17 protein-coding genes, 1 tRNA gene and 1 pseudogene are annotated in these 23,442 nt (G+C 49.2%); 7 read left to right on the forward strand and 12 right to left on the reverse strand.

The features are described 5' to 3' along the window. Positions 1-308: 308 nt before the first annotated feature. From rhuM to K9N75_RS20975, 3 genes and pseudogenes are all read right to left on the reverse strand, one after another. Positions 309-1,346, reverse strand: coding sequence for a virulence protein RhuM (gene rhuM, locus K9N75_RS20965; protein WP_061059407.1), 1,038 nt, complete (start codon positions 1,344-1,346; stop codon positions 309-311). Positions 1,347-1,433: 87 nt separating this feature from the next. After that, a pseudogene (locus K9N75_RS20970) lies at positions 1,434-1,613 on the reverse strand (DUF4942 domain-containing protein); the annotation flags it as partial. Between the two features lie 215 nt (positions 1,614-1,828). Further along, a tRNA-Sec gene (locus K9N75_RS20975) sits at positions 1,829-1,923 on the reverse strand. Between the two features lie 172 nt (positions 1,924-2,095). Here K9N75_RS20975 and K9N75_RS20980 point away from each other — a divergent pair. The 3 genes from K9N75_RS20980 to yicI all read left to right on the forward strand — a co-directional run bounded on the left by K9N75_RS20980 (position 2,096) and on the right by yicI (position 6,630). After that, positions 2,096-2,671: a DJ-1/PfpI family protein gene (locus K9N75_RS20980; RefSeq protein ID WP_008815620.1), complete on the forward strand. Its 576-nt coding sequence runs from the start codon at positions 2,096-2,098 to the stop codon at positions 2,669-2,671. A 190-nt stretch (positions 2,672-2,861) separates the two neighbouring features. Next, positions 2,862-4,319 carry a glycoside-pentoside-hexuronide family transporter gene (locus tag K9N75_RS20985; RefSeq protein ID WP_008815621.1) on the forward strand — a complete coding sequence of 486 codons (1,458 nt, stop codon included), beginning with the start codon at positions 2,862-2,864 and terminating at the stop codon, positions 4,317-4,319. After that, entirely contained in the window at positions 4,306-6,630 is a 2,325-nt protein-coding gene (gene yicI / locus K9N75_RS20990) for an alpha-xylosidase (RefSeq protein WP_224452073.1), read from the forward strand. Before K9N75_RS20985 ends, yicI begins: the two co-directional genes overlap by 14 nt. 50 nt (positions 6,631-6,680) lie before the next feature. Here yicI and K9N75_RS20995 read toward each other — a convergent pair whose 3' ends face one another. From K9N75_RS20995 to K9N75_RS21005, 3 genes are all read right to left on the reverse strand, one after another. Next, positions 6,681-7,868: a cyanate transporter gene (locus K9N75_RS20995; protein ID WP_008815623.1), complete on the reverse strand. Its 1,188-nt coding sequence runs from the start codon at positions 7,866-7,868 to the stop codon at positions 6,681-6,683. Then, entirely contained in the window at positions 7,865-8,323 is a 459-nt protein-coding gene (locus K9N75_RS21000) for a nucleoside deaminase (protein ID WP_004091228.1), read from the reverse strand. Before K9N75_RS21000 ends, K9N75_RS20995 begins: the two co-directional genes overlap by 4 nt. Positions 8,324-9,115: 792 nt before the next feature. Beyond that, complete coding sequence (locus K9N75_RS21005; RefSeq protein ID WP_008815624.1) at positions 9,116-10,774, reverse strand: putative transporter; 1,659 nt, start codon at positions 10,772-10,774, stop codon at positions 9,116-9,118. Positions 10,775-11,217: 443 nt separating this feature from the next. Between K9N75_RS21005 and inaA the strand changes: the two genes are divergently transcribed. Continuing rightward, positions 11,218-11,868 carry a lipopolysaccharide kinase InaA gene (inaA, locus tag K9N75_RS21010; RefSeq protein WP_039186048.1) on the forward strand — a complete coding sequence of 217 codons (651 nt, stop codon included), beginning with the start codon at positions 11,218-11,220 and terminating at the stop codon, positions 11,866-11,868. Between the two features lie 58 nt (positions 11,869-11,926). On the opposite strand, the gene ghrB is transcribed toward inaA, so the two are convergent. The 5 genes from ghrB to glnA form a co-directional block, all read right to left on the reverse strand. After that, positions 11,927-12,907, reverse strand: a complete 981-nt coding sequence (ghrB, locus tag K9N75_RS21015; protein WP_008815626.1) for a glyoxylate/hydroxypyruvate reductase GhrB — start codon at positions 12,905-12,907, stop codon at positions 11,927-11,929. A 210-nt stretch (positions 12,908-13,117) separates the two neighbouring features. Next, positions 13,118-13,243 (reverse strand): YshB family small membrane protein, encoded by a 126-nt coding sequence (locus K9N75_RS21020; protein WP_371419455.1) that lies wholly within the window; start codon positions 13,241-13,243, stop codon positions 13,118-13,120. A 142-nt stretch (positions 13,244-13,385) separates the two neighbouring features. Beyond that, positions 13,386-14,807 (reverse strand): nitrogen regulation protein NR(I), encoded by a 1,422-nt coding sequence (gene glnG, locus K9N75_RS21025; protein ID WP_008815627.1) that lies wholly within the window; start codon positions 14,805-14,807, stop codon positions 13,386-13,388. Positions 14,808-14,853: 46 nt separating this feature from the next. Further along, a complete protein-coding gene (glnL, locus tag K9N75_RS21030) occupies positions 14,854-15,930 on the reverse strand; it encodes a nitrogen regulation protein NR(II) (protein WP_004096784.1) in 1,077 nt (358 codons plus the stop codon). Positions 15,931-16,189: 259 nt separating this feature from the next. Continuing rightward, entirely contained in the window at positions 16,190-17,599 is a 1,410-nt protein-coding gene (glnA, locus tag K9N75_RS21035) for a glutamate--ammonia ligase (protein WP_004096786.1), read from the reverse strand. Between the two features lie 366 nt (positions 17,600-17,965). On the opposite strand from glnA, the gene typA reads away from it, so the two are divergent. Continuing rightward, positions 17,966-19,789 (forward strand): ribosome-dependent GTPase TypA, encoded by a 1,824-nt coding sequence (gene typA, locus K9N75_RS21040; RefSeq protein ID WP_004096787.1) that lies wholly within the window; start codon positions 17,966-17,968, stop codon positions 19,787-19,789. A gap of 97 nt (positions 19,790-19,886) precedes the next feature. Here typA and K9N75_RS21045 read toward each other — a convergent pair whose 3' ends face one another. After that, positions 19,887-21,518: a methyl-accepting chemotaxis protein gene (locus K9N75_RS21045; protein ID WP_224452074.1), complete on the reverse strand. Its 1,632-nt coding sequence runs from the start codon at positions 21,516-21,518 to the stop codon at positions 19,887-19,889. A 298-nt stretch (positions 21,519-21,816) separates the two neighbouring features. Between K9N75_RS21045 and yihX the strand changes: the two genes are divergently transcribed. Further along, a complete protein-coding gene (yihX, locus tag K9N75_RS21050) occupies positions 21,817-22,404 on the forward strand; it encodes a glucose-1-phosphatase (RefSeq protein WP_008815629.1) in 588 nt (195 codons plus the stop codon). A gap of 132 nt (positions 22,405-22,536) precedes the next feature. Then, the gene (locus tag K9N75_RS21055; RefSeq protein WP_008815630.1) at positions 22,537-23,433 is read left to right on the forward strand and encodes a virulence factor BrkB family protein; all 897 of its coding nucleotides are present in this window, start codon (positions 22,537-22,539) and stop codon (positions 23,431-23,433) included. The last annotated feature ends 9 nt before the right edge of the window (positions 23,434-23,442 follow it).

Raw genomic sequence — 23,442 nt, forward strand, 5'->3', positions numbered from 1 at the left:
ATTGTGCAACCAATTAAGTAAGTTCACCTCTATGCCACAGCCACTCTTCTGCCCGCAAATAAAAACGTAGCACCTAAATCCATTAAGGCTAGAAGTCGTATCAATTTCTGACGAACAAAAAATCACAGGATTCTGACTACGGAACACAGGATTGATTGAATTACGTGGGGTTCAGTAGAGGCAAATTGGCGATTACAGGAGTCGTATTTGATGGTTCACTTGTTGATTTAATATTAATATTTGATAAATGAGTAACTCCCATAAGCACCCCCAAATGATTTTCCTTGTGAGGGCGGAGGCATTCTGAGTTACTTTTTCGGCTCTGTTTTCCACTGTAGCAAAGCGGCAATATCCTTCTCGCCTTCGGCTTCTTTTAAGCGGCGCTGCTGCTCAGCAAACTGACTATATTCAGCCTGGGCTTTTTCATCGGCCATTTTCTTACTGACCGTACCAGCACCTTGCAAAACCTCACGGTCGTTAAATTGCAGGAACTGATCCAGCTTATCCTGCCAGTCGCGCAGAAATACCTGCTGACGGCGGCGGGCCTGATCTTCGGCAAAATCCAGCCACATGTTAACCACGCGATTGAGTTCGCTAACCTCATCCTGAGTGAGATAATTTTTTGCCACCGTCACGTCACCCTTACGTACCTCTTCACCTTTATAGCTGGTCAGCCCCATATGCGGCTGGCTGGCGTCAGCACGCAGATGAATGAGTTCAGCGGCGGTATGTCCGGTGCAGGCAAAATGCAACTTGTTCTGGATGGTTTGAAAGAACTGAGTGGTTTCTTTTAGCGACGGTTGATAGTCGGCAGCTAACGCAAAAATCTCCCGCACCCGTAAATAAACCCGTCGCTCGCTGGCCCGAATATCGCGGATGCGTTCGAGCATCTCATCGAAGTAATCGGGCACAGCAGAAGAACCCACTGGCGGATTTTTCAGCCGCTCATCGTCCATCACAAAACCTTTGATCAGATATTCCTGGAGCGTCTGGGTTGCCCACTGGCGGAACTGCGTGCCGCGAGGGGAGCGAACGCGGTAGCCTACAGCAAGAATAACAGGCAGGCTGTAGTGAAGCCTGTTGCGGCTTACCTGACGGCCACCTTCCTGTTGAACTTGTAAGTAAGACTTACAGGTTGCGTTTTGTTCAAGTTCGCCTTCTTCATAGATCGCTTTAATGTGCTGTGTAACGGCCTGAGGAGTGATCTGATAAAGGCTTGCGATGGTTGCCTGAGAGAGCCATAACGTCTCTTGCTCAAAGCGGCATTCAACACGAACTTCACCGTCATCACTGGCAAACATAACAAATTCGCCTGCCGGGGATTGGGTTAAGTATTTATCTGTCATGCCGCCTCCGCTTACATCTGACTAGCAATGCTGTAATCCGCTTAGTATGCCAGAAATTCCTGGTGAAGCTCATTACGCAGATAGCGTTTATTTTGCGGGCAGCGCTCCCAGATAATGCTTCGCTACAATGTCATTCATCTTCTCCACCAGTTCAAGGCGTTTAAACGTGATATGTCCGCTACCTTTCTGGAAATAGCGAATGGTGAACAGATCGTCCTCAAAGACCTGCTGATGCGGATTGTCGCGAACAAAATCCATGAACCGGATAACTTCGCGGTTTTAACTTTAGCATCGGTTAGCGCTATGACATCCTCCGGCCTTTGATGAATCCATCCTCCTGAGGGATTTCCGCCAGTAACTAACCTGATACCCCCCCAAAACCGTTTGATGCCGGTTGACCTCGGGATATATGGAGAGCTTGATACACAAAGGTTTAACAGGGGGGGCCTAGTTGACGTTGGAAGAGTTCAGTAGAGGCAAGTTGGCGGAAGATCACAGGAGTCGAACCTGCCCGGGACCGCTGGCGGCCCCAACTGGATTTGAAGTCCAGCCGCCCCACCGGGGACGATGATCTTCCATTAGGAGATCGAGAGAGTCGGCAATTATACCCCGAAATCCCTGCAATGCTAAAGGATAAATCCTTGTTTCGCGACGCCTATGGCATATTCAAAACATCGTTTTATTTTTATCGGTACAAATTTGGTACTCTTCGCTGCATAAATAACCGCCCCTAATTTGCAGGAGATACCATGTCTAAGAAAGTCGCTGTATTGCTGGCTAAAGGGTTTGAAGAAGCCGAAGCTATCATGACCATCGACGTGTTGCGCCGCCTTAATATCAGCGTCACCACGTTAGCCTGCCAAGATATGTTGGAAATCACCAGCTACCATAATATTCGGATGTTTGCCGATGCACTTCTGGAACGCAATATGGATGAAACCTTCGACGCCGTTGTGATCCCCGGCGGGCCAGAAGGAACCGTTAATCTTGCCGCGAACCCCTTAGTGGTTGAATTCATTCGTCGCCACGACGAAGCAGGGAAATGGATTTGCCCCATCTGTTCTGCCGCTGCCCGCGTACTGGGCGGTAATCATCTGCTCAAGGGGCGCCGCTATACTTGCTCAGGCGAGCTTTATCAGGATGTGAAAGACGGTATATACGTGGATGAAAAGATCGTTGAAGACGGCAACTTACTGAGTGGTAAAGGTCTGGGCGTCGCCTTTGATTTTGCCTTCCATCTAGGCTGGAAGCTGACCGGCGATAGTGCCAACGTTGATTTTCAGGTAGACCACATCTATTACGATTTCTGGCGTACGCGCGCCTAAAATATAGACGCAGCTAATAACTTAACTGCGTCTCATCTTTCCCTATAATAACTCTGTTTCAAAACCGGTTACCTTGATCACATAAAACACAAAACATAATTTCAGAACCAAAAAACACAATGGTTAGCGATATATCCTTGCTCTAAAAATGGCGTATTGAATTCACACTAGATGCGCCTCAGAGGGATATATGAGCAACCATATTCTGTCAATGCGGGAAAAAATCGGTTATGGGCTAGGCGACGCCGCTAGCCATATCGTTTTTGATAATGTCATGTTTTACATGATGTTTTTTTATACGGATATTTTTGGTATTCCAGCCGGCTTCGTTGGCACCATGTTTTTAGTGGCTCGAGCGCTGGATGCTATTTCCGACCCCGTCATGGGTCTGGTGGCCGATCGCACCCGTACCCGCTGGGGGAAGTTTCGCCCCTATGTGCTATTCGCCGCCATTCCATTCGGCATCGTCTGTGTCTTCGCCTACAGCACGCCAGATCTTAGCCTAACGGCAAAAATGGTTTACGCCGCATGTACTTATACGCTGTTAACGCTTATGTATACCGTCGTCAACATTCCATATTGCGCACTAGGCGGCGTTATCACTGCCGATCCAACACAGCGTATTTCCCTACAGTCCTATCGCTTCGTGCTGGCGACCGCCGGCGGCATGCTAAGTACCGTACTCATGATGCCACTGGTCAATTTCGTCGGTAAAGGCAATCAGGCTTTCGGTTTTCAAGGAGGGATTGCGATACTCGCCCTTGTCGCTGTATTCATGTTGGCTATCTGTTTCGCTACCACCAAAGAACGTATTAGCGATGAAGGCGCGATTCAGGGCAGCATGCGTGAAGATCTCAGAGACATCATGCGCAATGATCAATGGCGTATCGTCGGCCTGCTAACCATCTTTAATATTTTGGCGGTGTCTGTGCGCGGAGGGGCAATGATGTACTACGTCACCTATGTGCTTGGTGCTCCACCAGAAGGCTCAGCGTTGTTTAATCTTCTATCCCTACTTCACAATCCCCCCGTATTTACCGTGTTCTTAACCGTTTACTGCGTTGGCAATCTTTTTGGCAGCGCTGCTGCCAAGCCACTGACTGATTGGAAATGCAAAGTAAGCGTATTCTGGTGGACCAACGCGATTTTAACGGTATTGAGCGTAGCGATGTTCTTTGTACCTATCGGCGCGAATATCACCATGTTTGTATTCATCTTTATCATCGGCATCCTGCATCAGTTGGTCACCCCAATTCAGTGGGTGATGATGTCCGATACGGTTGATTACGGCGAATGGAAAAGCGGAAAACGTCTCACAGGGATCAGCTTTGCCGGTACGTTATTCGTTCTAAAACTGGGTCTGGCACTCGGCGGTGCGTTGATTGGTTGGATGCTCGCGGGCTCAGGCTACCAATCCGGCGCAGCAACTCAAAATAGCGCCACCATGGCCAGCATTATTGCCCTATTCACGCTGGTTCCAGCCATTTGCTACTTCCTTAGCGCCGTGATTGCGGCTCGCCTTTACACCCTACGTACTCCTTTCATCAATCGCATCCTAAAAGAGCTAGCCGCAGGTGTACGCCGTAACGAACAAGAATTTAATCAAGAGATGAAGACATCAGAGGACTTAAGTCATGAAAATCAGTGACGGTAACTGGCTCATCCAAGAAGGACTCAGCCTAATCCACCCATTATATGTATTCGAGGTGGAACAACATGACCGTGAGATGATCGTCTATGCCGCCCCACGCGACGCGAGCGTTCGTTCTGCACAGCTAGACACACCGTTGTTTACGCTGCGTTTATTCTCCCCGCAGGAAGGCGTGATCGGTGTACGCATCGCACACTTTGCTGGACGAGTGGAACGCGGGCCACAGTATCCCTTAACTCACTCCACCGAACATCTCATTCGGATGGAAGACACCCATAGTTTTGCCGCGCTGCATAGCGGAAATCTCAGCGTGCGAGTCACCAAAGGTGAAAACTGGGCGTTAGACTTTCTACGCAGTGGCGAACGTATTACTGGCAGCGTAGCGAAATCCAATGGCTATGTTCAGAACGCTAAAGAGGGCAAAACACATCTGTATGAGCGTCTCGATTTAGGCGTCGGTGAAACCGTCTATGGCTTAGGTGAACGATTCACTGCTTTCGTGAAAAACGGGCAAAACGTTGAAACCTGGAATCGAGACGGCGGCACCAGTACCGAACAAGCCTACAAAAATATTCCATTCTACTTAACCAACCGCGGTTACGGCGTGCTGGTGAATCATCCCGAATGCGTGTCATTTGAAATAGGCTCAGAAAAAGTCTCGAAAGTGCAGTTCAGTGTAGAAGGCGAATATCTGGAATATCTGATCTTTGACGGCCCAACGCCGAAACAGGTTCTCGATCGCTATACTCGTCTAACAGGCCGCCCAGCACTGCCGCCTGCGTGGTCATTCGGCCTATGGCTAACGACTTCATTCACCACTAACTACGACGAAAAAACCGTCAATAGCTTTATCGACGGCATGGCGGAACGTAATCTGCCGCTACACGTATTCCACTTTGACTGCTTCTGGATGAAGGCATTCCAATGGTGTGATTTTGAATGGGATGCAGAAACCTTTCCCGATCCGCAAGGCATGCTCAAACGCTTGAAAGCGCGAGGATTAAAAATCTGCGTATGGATTAACCCCTACATTGGACAAAAATCTCCGCTGTTCAAAGAGGGGATGGAAAAAGGCTATCTGCTTAAACGCCCGAACGGCGACGTATGGCAGTGGGATAAATGGCAACCAGGACAGGGAATTGTCGATTTCACTAATCCAGCCGCCTGTGACTGGTATGCCAACCATCTGAAACGCCTGATTCATATGGGAGTGGATTGCTTCAAAACCGATTTCGGCGAACGCATCCCGACAGATGTCGTATGGCATGACGGTTCATGTCCACAAAAAATGCATAACCACTATGCTTTTATTTACAACAAGTTAGTTTACGAAGTCTTGCAGCAGACATTGGGTAAAGATGAGGCGGTGTTGTTTGCACGCTCGGCATCCGTGGGCGCACAGCAATTCCCCGTTCACTGGGGCGGCGACTGCTACGCCAACTATGAATCCATGGCTGAAAGCCTGCGTGGGGGATTGTCGCTAGGGTTGTCTGGGTTTGGCTTTTGGAGTCATGATATTGGCGGATTCGAAAATACCGCGCCAGCTCACGTCTACAAACGTTGGTGCGCATTTGGTTTGCTCTCCAGCCACAGTCGCTTGCACGGTAGCAAATCTTATCGTGTGCCATGGGCATATGATGATGAAGCCTGCGACGTAGTGCGCTTCTTCACCGAGTGGAAATGCCGCTTGATGCCGTATCTGTATGCCGCATCTGCACAGGCAAGGGATACGGGTTCACCAGTGATGCGCGCCATGATGCTAGAGTTCCCAGACGATCCTGGCTGTGATTATCTGGATCGCCAATACATGTTGGGAGATTCGCTGCTGGTTGCACCGGTATTCAGCGAAAACGGCGACGTTAGCGTCTACTTGCCGACTGGCCGTTGGACACATTTGTACACCAACCAAGAAGTCACCGGCGGCTGGCGTAAAGAGCGCCATGACTTCAACAGCCTGCCGCTATATGTTCGCCCAAATAGCCTGATTGCGATTGGAAATAATAGCCAGAAACCAGATTACGACTATGCCGACGGCACTGTTTTCCACCTGTTCGTCCTCGAAGACGGCGCACTGGCTCAAGCGGTGATCCCTGCCGCCGACGGCAGTACTCAGTTCACGCTTAGCGTACGACGTGAAGGCAAGCAACTCCATGTCAGCAGCACAGGTAACGCGCGCAACTGGAGTCTGTGCTTACGCAATATTCACAGCGTGAATTCTGCGACCAACGGTTCAGTACAGCCTGACGAAATGGGTATTATCATTATCCCACAGCAAGGCTGCGGAGAGCTGACGGTCTCCTTGAAATAGCCGTTTTGACGCCAAAGACAATCGCCAGCGCTTTAAACGCTGGCGATTTTTTAATGGCGGCTCAGTGCCCATTCTCGTGGATAATGTGACGGAACAAAGCGCAGCGTCAGCAGCATAAGCCCGACCACCAGCACTGCATGGAACATCCAATCCAGCAGGAAGTTACCGCTTAAGCTACGTAGTAAACCGGAAAGATACGGCGATAGCCCGGCGACGATAAAACCAATACCTTGCATAAAGGCCACTAAACGCCCCGCAATAGCTGGCTGAGGTGAATGGTCGAGAGCCAGAACCAAACACAGCGGGAAAGCACCACCGAGCCCAAAACCGCACACTACCGCCCACAGTACCGACATCTGGAGTGGCAACCAGATAAATCCGCAGAAACCGATCAGTTGTAACGTAAGCGCCGCCATTAATAGGCTGCGCCGATCTTGTTTACGCGCAAACATAGGCAGAATGAGCGCGCCTGCCGCCTGCCCTACCGTCATCAACGCCAGCAAACTACCACTGAACTGTGCCGTGGCACCAAGCTGCATATAGTAAGGTGGAAGCCATGCAATCAGGCTGGTATAACCGCCGTTGATCAACCCAAAATACAGGCCCAGCGTCCACGCGCGTGGACTAAGATGTAGCCGCAATGGCTGCGCTAATTGCGACGATTTTATCGGCTGGTTGAGCGATTTACTCTGCGGCCACCAGCCAATTAACGCAACCAGTGCTGGCAACGCCCACCATGCTAAAGAACGATGCCAAACGTCGCTATGCTCAGCTAACCAAGGTGTTAGCGCCGCGCCTAAACCACCACCACCCATCAATGCCGCTGACCACAGTCCCATCACCAATGGCATACGCCGCTGGAATGTTCGTTTGATCACCGCCGGCATTACCGCTTGAATAATCCCGATGCCAATACCGCCAAGCAACGCGCTGCTCAGCAGCAATAGGCTTTGCGGTGCCAGTTCCCGCAGTAAAGCCCCCACGGCAATGGCCAACAGGCTCAATGCCACACTATTACGCTCGCTGAAATGGCGATCAACCCAACCACCCGCCAATGCTAAAACGCCCATCGCGACAACGGGCAACGCGGTTAACAACGAAACGGCAGTGAAACTCATCCCACTGGCTTCACGTAACTGTGGCAGCAATGGACCAATAGACGTCAACAACGGACGCATGTTCAGGCCGATCAACACCAAAACTAACAACATCAATCCATGCTTTTGTGTTTGGCTCATGACTGCTTTTGCGCCCAACGTTCATACAGCTTACGACCATTCAACTGCGGTAAATGATGGATTGGCAAAGTTTGCTGTTCTAACGGTAACTGCAGTTGCTGATAAATCGCTGCAGTAGAGAGTTTATAGTCTTCCCCATCCTGATTACCGTTGGCGAAATACACCGCCTGCACGCCGGTCAGATACATGGCACTCAAGCACATTGGGCAAGGCTGACCGCTTGCATAGACCACACACTCACGCAGCGCAGTACTACCATGACGTGTAGAAACATCACGAATGCCGTTCAGCTCGGCATGTGCCGTTGGGTCACCGTTAAGATGAATGGTATTCACCGCTTCGGCGACAACCTCTCCATTACGTACGATTACCGCACCAAATGGACGCCCGCCCTGCTCAACGCTCTCCGCCGCCAACGCTAAAGCGCGCTGTAGGTACTCATCATGAGAAGACATTCGTGACTCCTGTTAATAAAAAGTTAGCAGAGTAAGAATATTCGAGAGTGAAGGGGAATAATAGTGTGAAGTGAGAATTCGTGGGGCTGCGGTGTAATGTTTCGATCGCCTATGTCACTGTTGTGCCGTGATTCCACACGCCGATCGTTTATGGGACTGAAGTGTAATATTCCGCCCGCCTGTCCATACCGAGCTTCATTGATACACTAGTTTAGGCGTACGGGCAGAGGCCACCAGCGCGTGGTCTCTGCACTCGCGCGCTTTTATCCGAGACGCCATCTCCGCTACGGTTTGGTATCGCCCATCCAGGGCGCCCCAAACTCAGTCACGACATCCCTGTCGTGCCGGCTCTACCTACCAAGACCTAAACAAAGACAAACAATATTGTTTTGTCTTTTCGTGTTAGATGAAATACATGATAGAACCGCCATCAGGGAAGATGGCGGTAGGTCGAGGGCGTACAGGATGTGCGCTCCGAGACCGGTCGGCCAAGCGACGCGGTAAAAAGCGCGAGAGTCGAGAGGTTACGCGCTGGTAACCTCTCGTCGGACGCCTACGCCAGCGGTGTCATGGACACATAAATGCTAACGGGCGGACGAAACCTTTCACCGTTGATGCATAAATTCAAACACCCTAGATGAAATACATCCTAGAACCGCCATCAGGGAAGATGGCGGTAGGTCGAGGGCGTACAGGATGTGCGCTCTGAGACCGGTCGGCCAAACGACGCGGTAAAAAGCGCATCCACCGCGATAGCATAGAAGCCCCTTCCATAGACCCGAGCTTATGCCACTACATTGTCCAAAAAATCACCGCTAACAGCTGCGGAGACATAATCCTTAAGAACATCGCCAATGGGTAAACTGTTGCATATGACAGCGCTGCTGCGCCGCTAGTGGGGTGTAGGCCATTAGCAAAAGCCAGCGCCGGAGGATCGGTCATTGAGCCAGCCAACATACCGCAGATAGTCAGGTAGTTCATTTTTGCCATGGCTCGAGCCAGAATACCTGCCGTGAGCAGCGGGATAGCGGTGATCAAAATACCGTAGCCAATCCATGAAACCCCATCGCCGTTGACCAGCGTATCGATAAAATTCCCACCCGATTTCAGCCCCACAACCGATAAGAACAGCACAATCCCCAGCTCGCGCAGCGCAAGGTTAGCGCTTGGAGGCATAAACCAATACAGTTTACCGATGCTGCCGATACGTCCCAAGATTAATGCCACGACAAGAGGGCCACCGGCCAATCCCAGCTTCAGCGCCGCAGGGAACCCAGGGATAAACAGCGGGATAGAGCCAAGCAAAACACCGAGACCGATACCGATAAATACCGGTAGCATCTGCACCTGTTGCAGCTTCTGCTGAGCATTCCCGACGATATCTGCAACCTGATCGATAGATTCAGGGCGCCCTACCAAATTCAAAATATCGCCAAACTGGAGACTAGCATTGCTGCTCGCCACCAGCTCTACACCGGAACGATTAAGGCGTGAAATAACGACGTCATACTTCTGCTTTAGATTCAGATCACGGATTTTCTTGCCCAATACTTTTTCGTTAGTCACCACGACACGGCTTACCTGAAGCTCAGTACCACGTGTGGAAAGCGAAGTATCGACCTGATCGCCGATCACCAGACGCGCGTTTTCCAAATCCTGTCGTTGCCCCACCAGATGGATAAGATCTCCCAGCTCCAATATTGTATTTGGCATGGGAACCATCAAATGTTCACCCCGTTTTAGGCGTGAACAAACAATTTCATCACTGTTGATAATAGGCACATCACGGATAGGCAGCCCCGCGAGATTTGGATTTCGCACCGAGATATTCATCGTTTGCAGCAGTTCATGCTTCAATCCATTTTTTGAATCAAAGTCTTTAGCTTCAGCATCAACACTGATGCGAAATATTAAACGCAGGATCCACATCACCAGCAAAATGCCACAAATCCCGAACGGATAAGCCATTGCATAGCCCATCCCCATTTTATCGACTAACGCAGGATCCGAGCCTAAATCAGTCAGGATTTGTTGCCCAGCACCTAGCGCTGGAGTGTTGGTTACCGCGCCTGAAAATACGCCTAAAATGACAGGCAGAGGAACATCAAAAATCTTATGCACTAACGCAGTTACGATACCGCTCAGAACCACCATAAGAATGGCAAAGCCATTCAACCTCAATCCAGATACACGCAGAGAGGAGAAGAAGCCAGGACCGACCTGAATCCCAATGGTATATACGAATAAAATCAGGCCGAATTCCTGAATGAAATGCAGCATATCGCCGTTAAGACTGAGATCATACGATTGTGCAAAATGACCAACCACAATCCCGCCAAACAGCACACCACCAATTCCGAGCCCCACACCATATATACGCCAATTGCCGATCCACAATCCCAGAACAGCAACAAGCGCCAGCATACTCACCGTAAGGGCGATATCGCTCATCGTACACATCCTTGATTAACAGGTAATAAAAGGCGGCATATGACTTGCTCGCCAGTGGTCTATGAAAATGTCATAACCACTTATAGTTACTGCAGATTCTCGCAAAAGCCGCTGCATACAACTGTGGTGTAAACCACATAACCGCTGCCATTATGAAACGTTTCACCTATTAAAACTGCAAATTGGATATTTGCTGTCCGCTAATTCGATTTCTCTCTTCTTCCAATCACATGCCTCATGCATTACACCGCGCGAGTTTTCTACAAAACAATAATTCCTACAAAACAATAAATAGCAAGGAGAGCGCTGGTAAACATAGCCCTTTAAGCTAAGTTAACTATTAGTTGTTGTGATTATTATTTCATTGTTTGGTATCTTCTCCTGTGGATTTAGGGATGTCCAAACAGTGATTAAGTGAAGAAAATTTCTCGCGAGGGGCGAGTATGGCATCGAAAAAAGAGTTAGATGAGTTTCAGCGCTGGTGGGCAACCGAAGGTGATTGGGTCGAAGAGCCCAACGAACGGCGCAAAGGTATGAGTGGCGTTCAGCGCATCGAACGTGACGGAAAAACGCTCTATGTAAAACGTCAGGTAGCGCATCTATTCCACTCGCTACGTTATCCGTTTGGTCGCCCAACGATTGTGCGTGAGATTCAAGTCATTGATGAACTCGCCGCAGCTGGTGTGATTGTTCCCAAAATCGTTTATGGCAAAGCGTTACAAATTAACGGTGAGTGGCGTGCATTATTGGTGACGGAAGATATGAAGGATTTCGTCAGCATTGGTGACTGGTATGAACAAAATATGCATCTCGACTGCAGTCCTGAAGTAAAGGCAGAAATGTTTAAACAGATCGCCGTTGCTTTCAAAAAAATGCATAGCGTTAATCGCCAGCATGGCTGCTGCTACGTGCGTCATATTTATGTGAAGAGCCGTGGTGAAGTATTGGCTGGATTTTTGGACTTAGAAAAAAGCCGCCGCCGCTGGGTTAGGCAAAAGGCGGTACTGCACGATTTTAAGCAGTTAGAAAAATATTTGTCCCCCATTCCTCCTGAAGATTGGCAGAAGGTCAAAGAGCAGTATTATTCTTTATAGTTCAAATGGTTGGGTAAATAAAAATGTTATGGGCAGGTTAAACCTGCCCTAATAATTTCTATTTTTTATGCACCACCTGCGGATTCACGCAGTTTTCCTTTGCTGTTCCCGTCAATGCCGCAATTAAGTTATCTACTGCGCACTCCGCCATGCCATAACGAGTTTCATGTGTCGCAGAGCCAATATGGGGGGCTAGCACGACATTTTTAAGCGTCATTAGCTCAGAGTCTTTTGGCAAAGGTTCCCGCTCGAAAACATCTAAGCCGGCCGCATGGATTGTTCCATCTTTAAGCGCTTCAACCAGTGCATCTTCATCAACCACAGGACCGCGCCCTGCATTGATTAAAATGGCACTCTTTTTCATTTTGTCTAATTGTTCACGCCCAATCATGTGGTGCGTTTGTGGCGTCAGCGGCAGCGTAATGCAGACGAAATCAGACTGCGTCAACAGCGTGTCCAAATCGCAATGCTGAGCCGCATATTTTTGGTTGGCTTCCAGGTTTGGCGTACGCGTGTTGTAAAGCACCTTCATACCAAAGCCAAAGTGGGCACGCTGCGCCAGTGCCATCCCGATACGCCCCATGCCAAGAATGCCGATGGTTTTATGGTGAACGTCTGTTCCGTAATACTTCGCATCAAGGCTATCATTCCAATGACCTGCGCGTACCCATGCATCCAACTCGGGAATGCGGCGAGCCGTTGCCAACATCAAGCCCATCAGCGTGTCTGCCACAGTTTCAGTTAACACCGTCGGCGTATGCATCAGTAAAATATGACGGCGCGTCATCTCATCGACATCAAAATTATCGTAACCCACCGATATCGTTGAAACCGCCCGCAGTTTTGGCGCCTGAGCCAGCAGGTCTGCATCAATGCGCCCACCCGAGCCAATCAGCCCTTCAGCATTTTTCAGCGCCTGTAAAAATGCGGGATAGGTTTGATGAGAAAGCTCGTCAAAGGCAGTTACGTTAAAATACTGGTTGAGCTTCTGCCGTAGATCGGCCGGCAGTGTTTTATACAACACGATGGCAGGTTTCATGTTCGCTCCTTGGAGATCCGCGATTTTATAGTGAGGGGCGCGTCAAGATTGTCTGATAATTCAGCCCCTTTCATTTCAGCATAACAGCGAAAGGCACACACAGGGTTCCGAATTACGTCTTAATCAGAGTGCATTTTAAAGATTGTGCCAACAAAAAAGGGCGTTGTTAGAACAACGCCCTTTCAGAGATGGGGAAGAAAGTGAAATTGATTAACCAAAAAAATTAAATAGCGCAGCGCATAATACAGCAGCAAATGCAGTCTGCGAGGTGTGCCCAGCCGCAGCGCTTAATTCAGTACCATGCGAGATCATGGCAAGCAGCGAATCGATCATCATAATCCTCCAAAAACGGTGTCGACGATCATACCGATCCACACGGTGCGGTTAAAGATCTGACCAGCTCTTTTTTTGTGCGCTCGATTGTATTTTTATTAACCAGATACCATTCATTAACACACAACCGATAGATCGTGTCACATTACTCCATGCCCAACTCTTTTAACTTACGCGTCAGGGTATTACGCCCCCAGCCAAGCAATCTCGCCGCTTCCTGTTTATGTCCTTGGGTATGGCGCAGAGCCGTTGTTAACAGAATACGTTCCATCTCTGGCTGTGCTTCAGATAACAAATCTTGATGCCCTGAACGTAAAGCATGTTCTGCCCATTGGGCTAATAAGGCTGACCAGTGACCAGAGGGAGACGTTCCGCCCGTGGTTTCCGGTACGCTAGTTTCAAATAGCTCGCTCGGTAAATCCTGAACGAGCAGTTCCTGCCCCGCAGCCATTACTGTTAGCCAGCGACAGGTGTTTTCTAACTGACGCACGTTGCCTGGCCACGGCAAACGCGTTAGCGCCAGCTCGGTATCGGGATGCAATACTTTGGCTTCCACGCCTAATTCGGTAGCGGCAACTTTTAAGAAATGACGCGCCAAGCGTGGAATATCCTCACGGCGCTCACGTAAAGGCGGAAGGTGTACACGGATCACATTCAGGCGATGGAATAAATCCTCACGGAATTTCCCCTCCTGAACGCGCTGCTCAAGATTTTGATGCGTTGCGGCAATAATACGTACATCCACTTTTACCGGCGCATAGCCCCCCACGCGATAAAACTGACCATCTGCCAGCACGCGTAACAAGCGGGTTTGAACATCCAACGGCATGTCACCGATTTCATCCAAAAACAACGTGCCGCCATCGGCTTGCTCAAAGCGCCCCTGACGGATTTGATTGGCGCCAGTAAACGCCCCTTTTTCATGGCCAAACAATTCCGACTCAATCAGGTCTTTAGGGATTGCCGCCATGTTCAGTGCAATAAAGGGCGCTTTTCCGCGAGGGCTGTGGCGATGCAGAGCATGGGCAACCAATTCTTTACCAGTACCCGACTCGCCGTTAATCAGCACGCTGATGGAAGAGCGAGACAGGCGGCCAATAATGCGGAAAACATCCTGCATAGCAGGCGCTTCGCCGATGATATCGGCTGCGGGATCGTTTACGGGTTGACTACGTGCTGGCTGCTGCTGTTCTTGATAATGACTGATTGCACGTTCAACAAGAGCCACCGCTTCATCAATATCAAACGGTTTTGGCAGATAATCGAAAGCCCCTTGCTGATAGGCACTGACCGCAGCATCCAAATCAGAATGCGCCGTCATTATGATGACCGGAAGCATCGGATGACGTTGTTTAATCTGCTTAAGCAACGCCAAACCATCCATTCCCGGCATGCGAATATCAGAGAGTAAAACATCTGGCGTTTGGGTGGCTAAGGCATCTAGCACCTGATTTCCGTTCTCAAACGTGACACAGCGCATACCCGCGCCGGTCAGTGCTCGTTCCAGCACCCAGCGAATGGAACTGTCATCATCTACGATCCAGACGATTCCTTGTTGCGTTGTCATAGTCGTCACCTCTGTTTACAGGTGGGCGATACGCCGGTTTGGTCAGTTACTTGCGAATAGGCAAGTAAACTGAAAATTCGGTGTGGCCCGGCCAGCTATTAAATTCTATTTTACCCTGATGCTGATCGATAAGATTTCGCGCAATCGATAGGCCAAGTCCAGTACCACCTTCACGGCCGCTGACCATCGGATAAAACAAAGTATCGTGCAGATGGGCGGGGATCCCCGGGCCATCATCTTCAATATCTATACGCGCCGCGAGGCGATAGCGCTCGCCATGCAGCGTGAGTTGAAATGCAGTGCGCGTGCGCAGCGTTATGGTGCCGCCAGCATTGCCTAGCGCCTGTAGTGCGTTGCGTGTGATATTCAGCAACACCTGTTCTATTTGTTCTGGGTCGTGCTCTAGCTCTGGTAGGCTGGGATCGTAATCTCGCACCAGCGTGACGTTATCGGGGCACTCCAACGATACCAACTGACACACCCGTTCTGCCACCTGATGAATGCTCTGCGTTACATGCTGACCCGGACGCTGTGGCCCAAGCAGACGATCAACCAGATTTCTCAATCGATCGGCTTGCTCAATAATCACCTTGGTGTATTCAGTCAGTGACTGATCCGGCAACGCTTTAGCCAATAGTTGTGCTGCACCGCGTAATCCCCCTAGCGGATTTTTAATCTCATGCGCCAAGCCGCGAACTAAATCGCGAGCGGCAACCTGCTGGGCGTGTTGCAGTTGTTCTTGGCTAAGGCGACGCTGGCTATCCATTGGTGACAGCTCCAGCAAAATAAAATCATCGCTCATTGGCTGGGCGGTCAGCGCCATGATGTGCGCATGCCCGTCGATCACCAGCGTCACTTCGTTATCGGTAAACCCCTGCCCCGCATGCAAGCTGTCGTGCATCAAGCGCACATTCAGCGAAAAATACCCCAACAAATCCGGCAACGGCGTACCAAATAATTTGCGTGAACTTTGCGCCAGTAGCTGCTGAGCAGCAGGGTTGGCATAGTGCACTGCCAGATTACGGTCGAGCAGCAAAACACAGGTAATAAGAGAATTGAGGATCTGCCCAGAATCAGGCTGTTTACGTGCGGTTTGTGCATCGGTCAGGGATTGGTCAGCCATACTACGAGCTCCTGCACTGTTTTGGTGCAAATAAGATAAATGCACTTTAGCATGCTTTCAAAACCTTGGGATTTAGCGAGTAAAATTTCGCTACTGCCACCCAGAAGTTGAGTTGCTCAGAAAAGTGGAGAAAAAAACCCATCCGAAGATGGGTATAAAGTTTCCACGGCAACAAAAAATCGACGAACCAATTTGAATCTTTTAACGGCACCTCACCAAGAGATGCCAAACGCATAAACGAGTGTAATTAAACGCTGTTTTAAACGCTGTAGTACAGTTCGAACTCAACCGGATGTGGAGTCATGCGCACACGTTCCATCTCTTCCTGACGCAGTGCAATGTAAGCATCAATCGCGTCATCGGTGAACACGCCACCACGGGTCAAGAATTCGCGGTCTGCATCCAGACAGGCCAGCGCTTCGTCCAGAGAACCCGCCACGGTTGGGATCTCTTTCGCTTCTTCTGGCGGCAGGTCATACAGGTTTTTATCCATCGCATCGCCCGGATGGATTTTGTTTGCAATGCCGTCTAAGCCAGCCATCAGCAGTGCCGCGAAGCACAGGTATGGGTTAGCCGCTGGGTCTGGGAAACGAACTTCGATACGACGCGCTTTAGGGCTTGCAACCACTGGAATACGGATAGAAGCAGAACGGTTACGGGCTGAGTACGCCAGCATAACTGGAGCTTCATAGCCTGGAACCAAACGCTTGTATGAGTTAGTGGTTGGGTTAGCCAGCGCGTTAATTGCTTTCGCGTGTTTGATAACGCCGCCGATGTAGTACAGCGCCATTTCAGACAGACCGCCGTATTTGTCGCCTGCGAACAGGTTAGTCCCGTTCTTGGAGAGAGACATATGGCAGTGCATACCAGAACCGTTATCACCAAACATTGGCTTAGGCATAAAGGTGGCGGTTTTGCCAAACGCGTGAGCCACATTGTGAACCACGTATTTGTAAATCTGAATTTCGTCAGCTTTTTTGGTCATGGTATTGAAGCGGGTTGCCACTTCGTTCTGACCAGCAGTTGCCACTTCATGGTGATGCGCTTCAACCACCAAGCCCATATCTTCCATAGTCAGACACATGGTAGAACGAATGTCCTGCGAAGAATCGACTGGAGGAACTGGGAAATAACCGCCTTTCACCGCAGGACGATGGCCTTTGTTGCCGCCTTCGTACTTGGTGCTGGAGTTCCATGCGCCTTCGATATCGTCGATAGCGACGTGGGAACCACGGATACTGCTACCGAAGCGAATGTCATCGAACAAGAAGAATTCTGGCTCTGGCCCAAACAGAACGGTGTCCGCAATGCCAGAAGAACGCAGGAAATCCTCTGCACGTTTAGAGATGGAACGCGGATCACGATCGTAGCCCTGCATGGTGCCTGGCTCAAGAATGTCACAACGGATAATCAGAGTTGGCTCTTCAAAGAAAGGATCCAGAACCGCAGTGCTTGCATCAGGCATCAGCACCATGTCGGATTCATTGATACCTTTCCATCCACCGATAGAGGAGCCGTCAAACATTTTGCCTTCTTCAAAGAAGTCAGCATTGACTTGATGAGCAGGGATCGTAACGTGCTGTTCTTTACCTTTAGTATCAGTAAAACGCAGGTCTACGAATTTGACTTCATGCTCATTCAGCATTGTTAATACGTGTTCAGCGGACATACTCTACTCCCGGTTGCCTAAGGTCGTCGTGGAACGAATCTGTATATTTAAATGGTTTATTCACCATAAATTTATACAAGCTAAAACCATGCCAACTTTACAAATCGCTCGGAAAGCGCATAATTGGCGTATCTGGTGGTAGGAGACTATGCACTAGAATAGAATTCCGCACCAGAATGGTGCAATGTAAGATTTCATATGCACCATTCCAGTGCAAATTGTTCATTCCCGCGCCGTTTGGCATCGTGAATAGGATCACAAACTCACCTTTTTACGGTTGTTTATAAGAGATGCTTGTGATCTTGTTTAGTCCCTCGCTTATTACGTGTACAATAGCGCGCTATTTCTAATGCCTGAGGCAAAGCTGTGATCGAAAATCTGCGTAACATCGCCATTATTGCGCACGTTGACCATGGGAAAACTACCCTGGTTGACAAGTTGCTACAACAATCCGGTACATTCGGTGAACGTGAAGAAGCAACTGAACGCGTAATGGACTCCAACGATTTGGAGAAAGAGCGTGGGATTACCATCCTCGCGAAAAACACCGCTATTAATTGGAAAGACTACCGTATCAACATCGTGGATACCCCGGGGCATGCTGACTTCGGTGGTGAAGTTGAACGTGTAATGTCTATGGTTGACTCGGTACTGCTGGTTGTTGACGCAATGGATGGCCCTATGCCGCAGACACGTTTCGTGACCAAAAAAGCATTTGCTAATGGTCTGAAACCTATTGTGGTTATCAACAAAGTTGACCGTCCTGGCGCGCGTCCTGACTGGGTTGTCGATCAGGTATTCGACCTGTTCGTCAACTTGGATGCAACCGACGAGCAGCTGGACTTCCCAATCGTTTACGCTTCTGCGTTAAACGGTATCGCGGGTCTGGACCATAACGATATGGCCGACGACATGACTCCGCTGTATCAAGCGATTGTTGACCATGTATCTCCGCCACAAGTTGAAGCTGACGCACCTTTCCAGATGCAAATCTCTCAGCTGGACTACAACAACTATGTAGGCGTAATCGGTATCGGCCGCATCAAACGCGGTAAAATCAAACCTAACCAACAGGTGACTTTGATCGATAGCGAAGGCAAAACACGTAACGGTAAAGTCGGTAAAGTTCTGACCCATATGGGTCTGGAGCGTATCGAAGCTGACGTTGCTGAAGCTGGCGACATCATCGCAATCACCGGTCTGGGTGAACTGAACATTTCTGACACCATCTGTGAAGTCGGTAATGTTGAAGCTCTGCCTGCGCTGAGCGTTGATGAACCAACCGTGACCATGTATTTCTGCGTAAACACCTCTCCGTTCTGCGGTAAAGAAGGTAAGTACGTGACCTCCCGTCAGATTCTGGAGCGTCTGCAGAAAGAACTGGTACACAACGTTGCTCTGCGCGTTGAAGAAACCGAAGATGCTGACGCATTCCGCGTTTCAGGCCGTGGTGAACTTCACCTGTCGGTTCTGATCGAAAACATGCGTCGTGAAGGCTTCGAGCTGGCAGTATCTCGTCCTAAGGTTATCAACCGTAAGATTGATGGCCGTATGCAAGAACCGTTTGAAAACGTCACTCTGGATATCGAAGAGCAGCACCAGGGTTCAGTCATGCAAGCCATGGGTGAACGTAAGGGCGACGTTAAAAACATGGTTCCAGATGGCAAGGGTCGTATCCGTTTGGATTACATCATCCCTGCTCGTGGCCTGATCGGCTTCCGTACTGAATTCATGACTATGACTTCTGGTACTGGCTTGCTGTACTCCACTTTCAGCCATTACGACGATGTACGTCCAGGCGATATCGGCCAACGTCAGAACGGCGTGCTGATCTCTAACGGTCAGGGTAAAGCGGTTGCGTTTGCTCTGTTCGGTCTGCAGGATCGCGGTAAGCTGTTCTTGGGTCACGGTGCTGAAGTTTATGAAGGCCAGATCATCGGTATTCATACTCGTTCTAACGACCTGACTGTAAACTGCCTGACCGGTAAGAAACTGACTAACATGCGTGCTTCCGGTACCGATGAAGCAACCACTCTGGTTCCTGCGATCAAAATGTCTCTGGAACAAGCGCTGGAATTCATCGATGACGACGAACTGGTAGAAGTTACTCCAGTATCAGTACGTATTCGTAAACGTCACCTGACAGAAAACGACCGTCGCCGCGCAGCTCGTGGCCCTAAAGAAGACTAATCTTCTTTAACGATCGTTCACGTCTGATATCAGGGCACCTTAGGGTGCCCTTTTTTACGTTTAAAATTTAAAACCCCTGACGGAAAATAGGCGGCACTTAAATCCAGTTTTCGTCTAGGTCTGCCACCTTAGCCGCCGTTTGCTTGACAGAAAACTTGTCATTCATCCCTTTAATCTGAAAGACCGCTACGGCATTGCTTAATGAGCCAGAGAGCTCTTCCACGTTGGTCGCCGTCGTTGCCACCTGTTCTACTAATGCGGCGTTCTGTTGCGTCACCTGATCCATCTGAGTGATCGCCACGCGGATCTGTTCTACTCCACGGCTTTGTTCTTCAGACGCATAAGAAATGCTATCCATCATCGTGCTTGCCTTAGTAATGGCACCCGTCATTTCCGCTATGGTTAACCCAGTTTTGTCTGCCAGCTCCGCACCTTCCTGAATATGGTGGGAAGACTCAGATATTAGGCTGTTAATCTCCTTAGCGGACTGCGCAGACCGTTGAGCAAGATTACGAACCTCGCTAGCGACCACAGCAAATCCACGACCAGCCTCTCCAGCCCGAGCGGCTTCTACCGCCGCATTTAGCGCCAGAATATTGGTTTGGAACGCAATACTGTCTATGACGCTAATAATGTCACCCATCTTCTGCGCATTGGTTTTAATCACGTGCATTTTGCTATTCATCTCTTTCATCTGCTGCTCACCTTCATTGGCGATGGTGGCAGAAGCTTGGATCATTGACGAAGCCTGCACAGCATTATCAGCGTTAAGCTTAACGGTAGATGAAATCTGCTCCATGCTCGCAGCAGTCTGCGCTAGAGCAGAGGCTTGCTCCTCGGTTCGGCTAGACAGATCGGTATTACCCGCAGAGATTTCTTGAGTGCCAATGTTGATAGAATCCACGCCGTCGCGGATGGATTTCACCGTCTCGATCAATTCATACTGCATTTCTTGCAACGAGGCACACAACCGACCAATTTCATTATTGTTTTCGACTTCAATCGTATGGCGAAGATCGCCTTTACCAATTTGCTCAAAATAGCCAGAAACCTTGCTTAAGGGTTTCACTAAAATACGATCTAGCCAGAAATAGGCTGCCAAGAATAGTAGAGCGACCACCACCAAAATCGCACACATCACCAAAATAGAGATTCGATATGAAGCCTTACTGATTTCGCTGATCTTGACCAGATTCTCCTGACGCAGTTGTTCATAATTTTTGTATTTTTCATCGTAACCGCTACGAGCCTTCTGACGAGCATCCTGATAGTCCGTCATGCTCTTTTGCAGCTGCTCTGGGGTAGTGAAATTCTCGAAGATACCAATATTGGTTAATGCGCTCGCCACCTGATCCTCCTGAGCTTTTTTCATGATCTTACCCAGCTCTGGCTGTTCCATGGTTAGCCCAGGAATTTTCATAAACAGTTCAAAGTTCTGCTGCGAGGTTTGCAATTCATGACGCAAAGCCTTAACCACTTGAGGAACATTAACCGGCATGCGATTGGTTAATTGAATAAACGTGCTATCGATAATTGATCTCAGACGCAATACGGCATCACGAGAATCGGATAAAACCTTCTGTTCATTGGCCGTCGTTTCAAGAAAATTAATGTCCTTATCATTTTGATTAATAAAATATATTCCCATACCGCTAGCGGCAAGTTGAAGTATGGCAAATACTGCTAGCAGCAGTAACAATCCTGTTCTGATTTTTAGGTTTTTAAACATAGTGTCCTTGCCTTGTCTTGGGGAAAAATATGCACTCTGATTGGCTATCGGCGTAAGTTAGAAAAGTCTTATACCCACAGCAAAATAAAGGTTTTGCTGCTAATGAATTTGGGTTTGGTAGCGAACAATTGTGATCTATGTCCAATTTTTACGCGTTTAGGGACCCAGTTTTGCTATAGAGGTGTTGTGAAAAAGGAGATAACAGGGGAGTTTGGGTTAAGGCGTTTATAGTTGGTGTGTATTCCCACCTGCGGTTTCAAGCTAAAGTTAAAAACTCACAAAAAATCAGGAGCGTCACATGTTGTACATCTTTGATTTAGGGAATGTGATTGTTGATATAGATTTCAAACGTGTACTTGGGGTGTGGAGCAAGTATAGCGGCGTACCATTGGCGACGCTCTCTGAACGCTTCAAGATGGGAGAGGTTTTTCAGCAGCACGAACGTGGAACCATTACCGACGAAGAGTTTGCCGAAAAACTCTGTGCAGAAATGGGCATCGCACTTAGCTTTGAACAATTTGAGCTAGGCTGGCAATCGATATTCGTTGGCCTGCGTCCAGAAGTCATTGAGCAAATGAAGAAGTTGCGTAGCTACGGCAATCGCGTTGTCGTGCTGTCTAATACCAACCGTCTGCATAGCAACTATTGGCCGAAACACTATCCTGAAGTTGAAGCTGCAAGCGATCACATGTATCTCTCTCAAGATCTCGGCATGCGTAAACCTGAGGCGGAAATTTATCGGTATGTACTGGAGCAGGAGCATTGCCCCGCAAGCGATGCCGTATTCTTCGATGACAATGAAGAAAACGTGACAGCAGCGAGAGCATTGGGGATTAAGTCTATTCTGGTGACGGATAATAAAGTGGTGCCAGAGTATTTTGCGTAACGCGATATCTACATTTATTTTGTCGATACCGTCACATTTTTTTGCGCAACCCTAAGAAAACGTTAACATTAAAAGATGTTTAATCGCTCAGGCAGCAATTTCGTTGTCTGGGCGTTGTTTTCAGGAGGGGTTATGTCCCTGTTTTCTCGACAGTCTGCTAAATCCTGCGTCTCCTTTGGGCGTTTGCTATGGGCCAGAGTGAATCACGATCGGGTGAGTATGATGGCGGGCAGTCTGGCCTATATCTCTCTGCTTTCGTTGGTTCCACTCGTCACGGTTATTTTCTCCCTGTTCGCGGCGTTTCCGATGTTTGGCGAAGTTTCCGAGCAGCTAAAGCACTTTATCTTCACCAATTTTGTCCCTGCAGCCGGTGATGTGGTGCAGTCCTATCTCGAACAGTTCGTTGCAAACTCCAGCAAAATGACCGCCGTGGGTGCCGTTGGGCTGATTGTGACCGCATTGCTGGTGATTTCTTCCGTCGATGGCGCACTCAATCACATTTGGCGCAGTCGAACCCAGCGCCCTATTGTCTATTCATTTGCCATCTATTGGATGGTACTTACGCTTGGGCCTATTCTCGTCGGTGCCAGTATGGCAATCAGCACCTACTTATTATCGATCCGCTGGCTAGCCATGGCTGGCGTGTATTCACTGGTCGATCAGGTACTACGTATCTTCCCGTTACTATTGTCATGCGCCAGCTTCTGGTTAATTTATTGCGTGGTGCCGACTCAAAGAGTCCCTGCCCGTGATGCTCTATGTGGCGCGATAGTAGCGGGATTGCTGTTTGAACTCGGTAAAAAAGCCTTTGGCTTATACGTAACAATGTTTCCGTCGTATCAATTGATTTATGGCGTGTTGGCCGTGATCCCGATACTGTTTGTGTGGGTCTATTGGAGCTGGTGCATTGTCCTGCTCGGAGCGGAGATCACCGTTTCATTGAGCGAATACCGCGCGATGCACCAGCGAGAAAGGCGAGAAGAAAGTAAGCAAATTCAACTAACATCGCCAGAAAACGATAAGGAATAGAGAAACGAA

The sequence above is a fragment of the Hafnia paralvei genome, from assembly GCF_020150375.1.
Taxonomy (GTDB): domain Bacteria; phylum Pseudomonadota; class Gammaproteobacteria; order Enterobacterales; family Enterobacteriaceae; genus Hafnia; species Hafnia paralvei.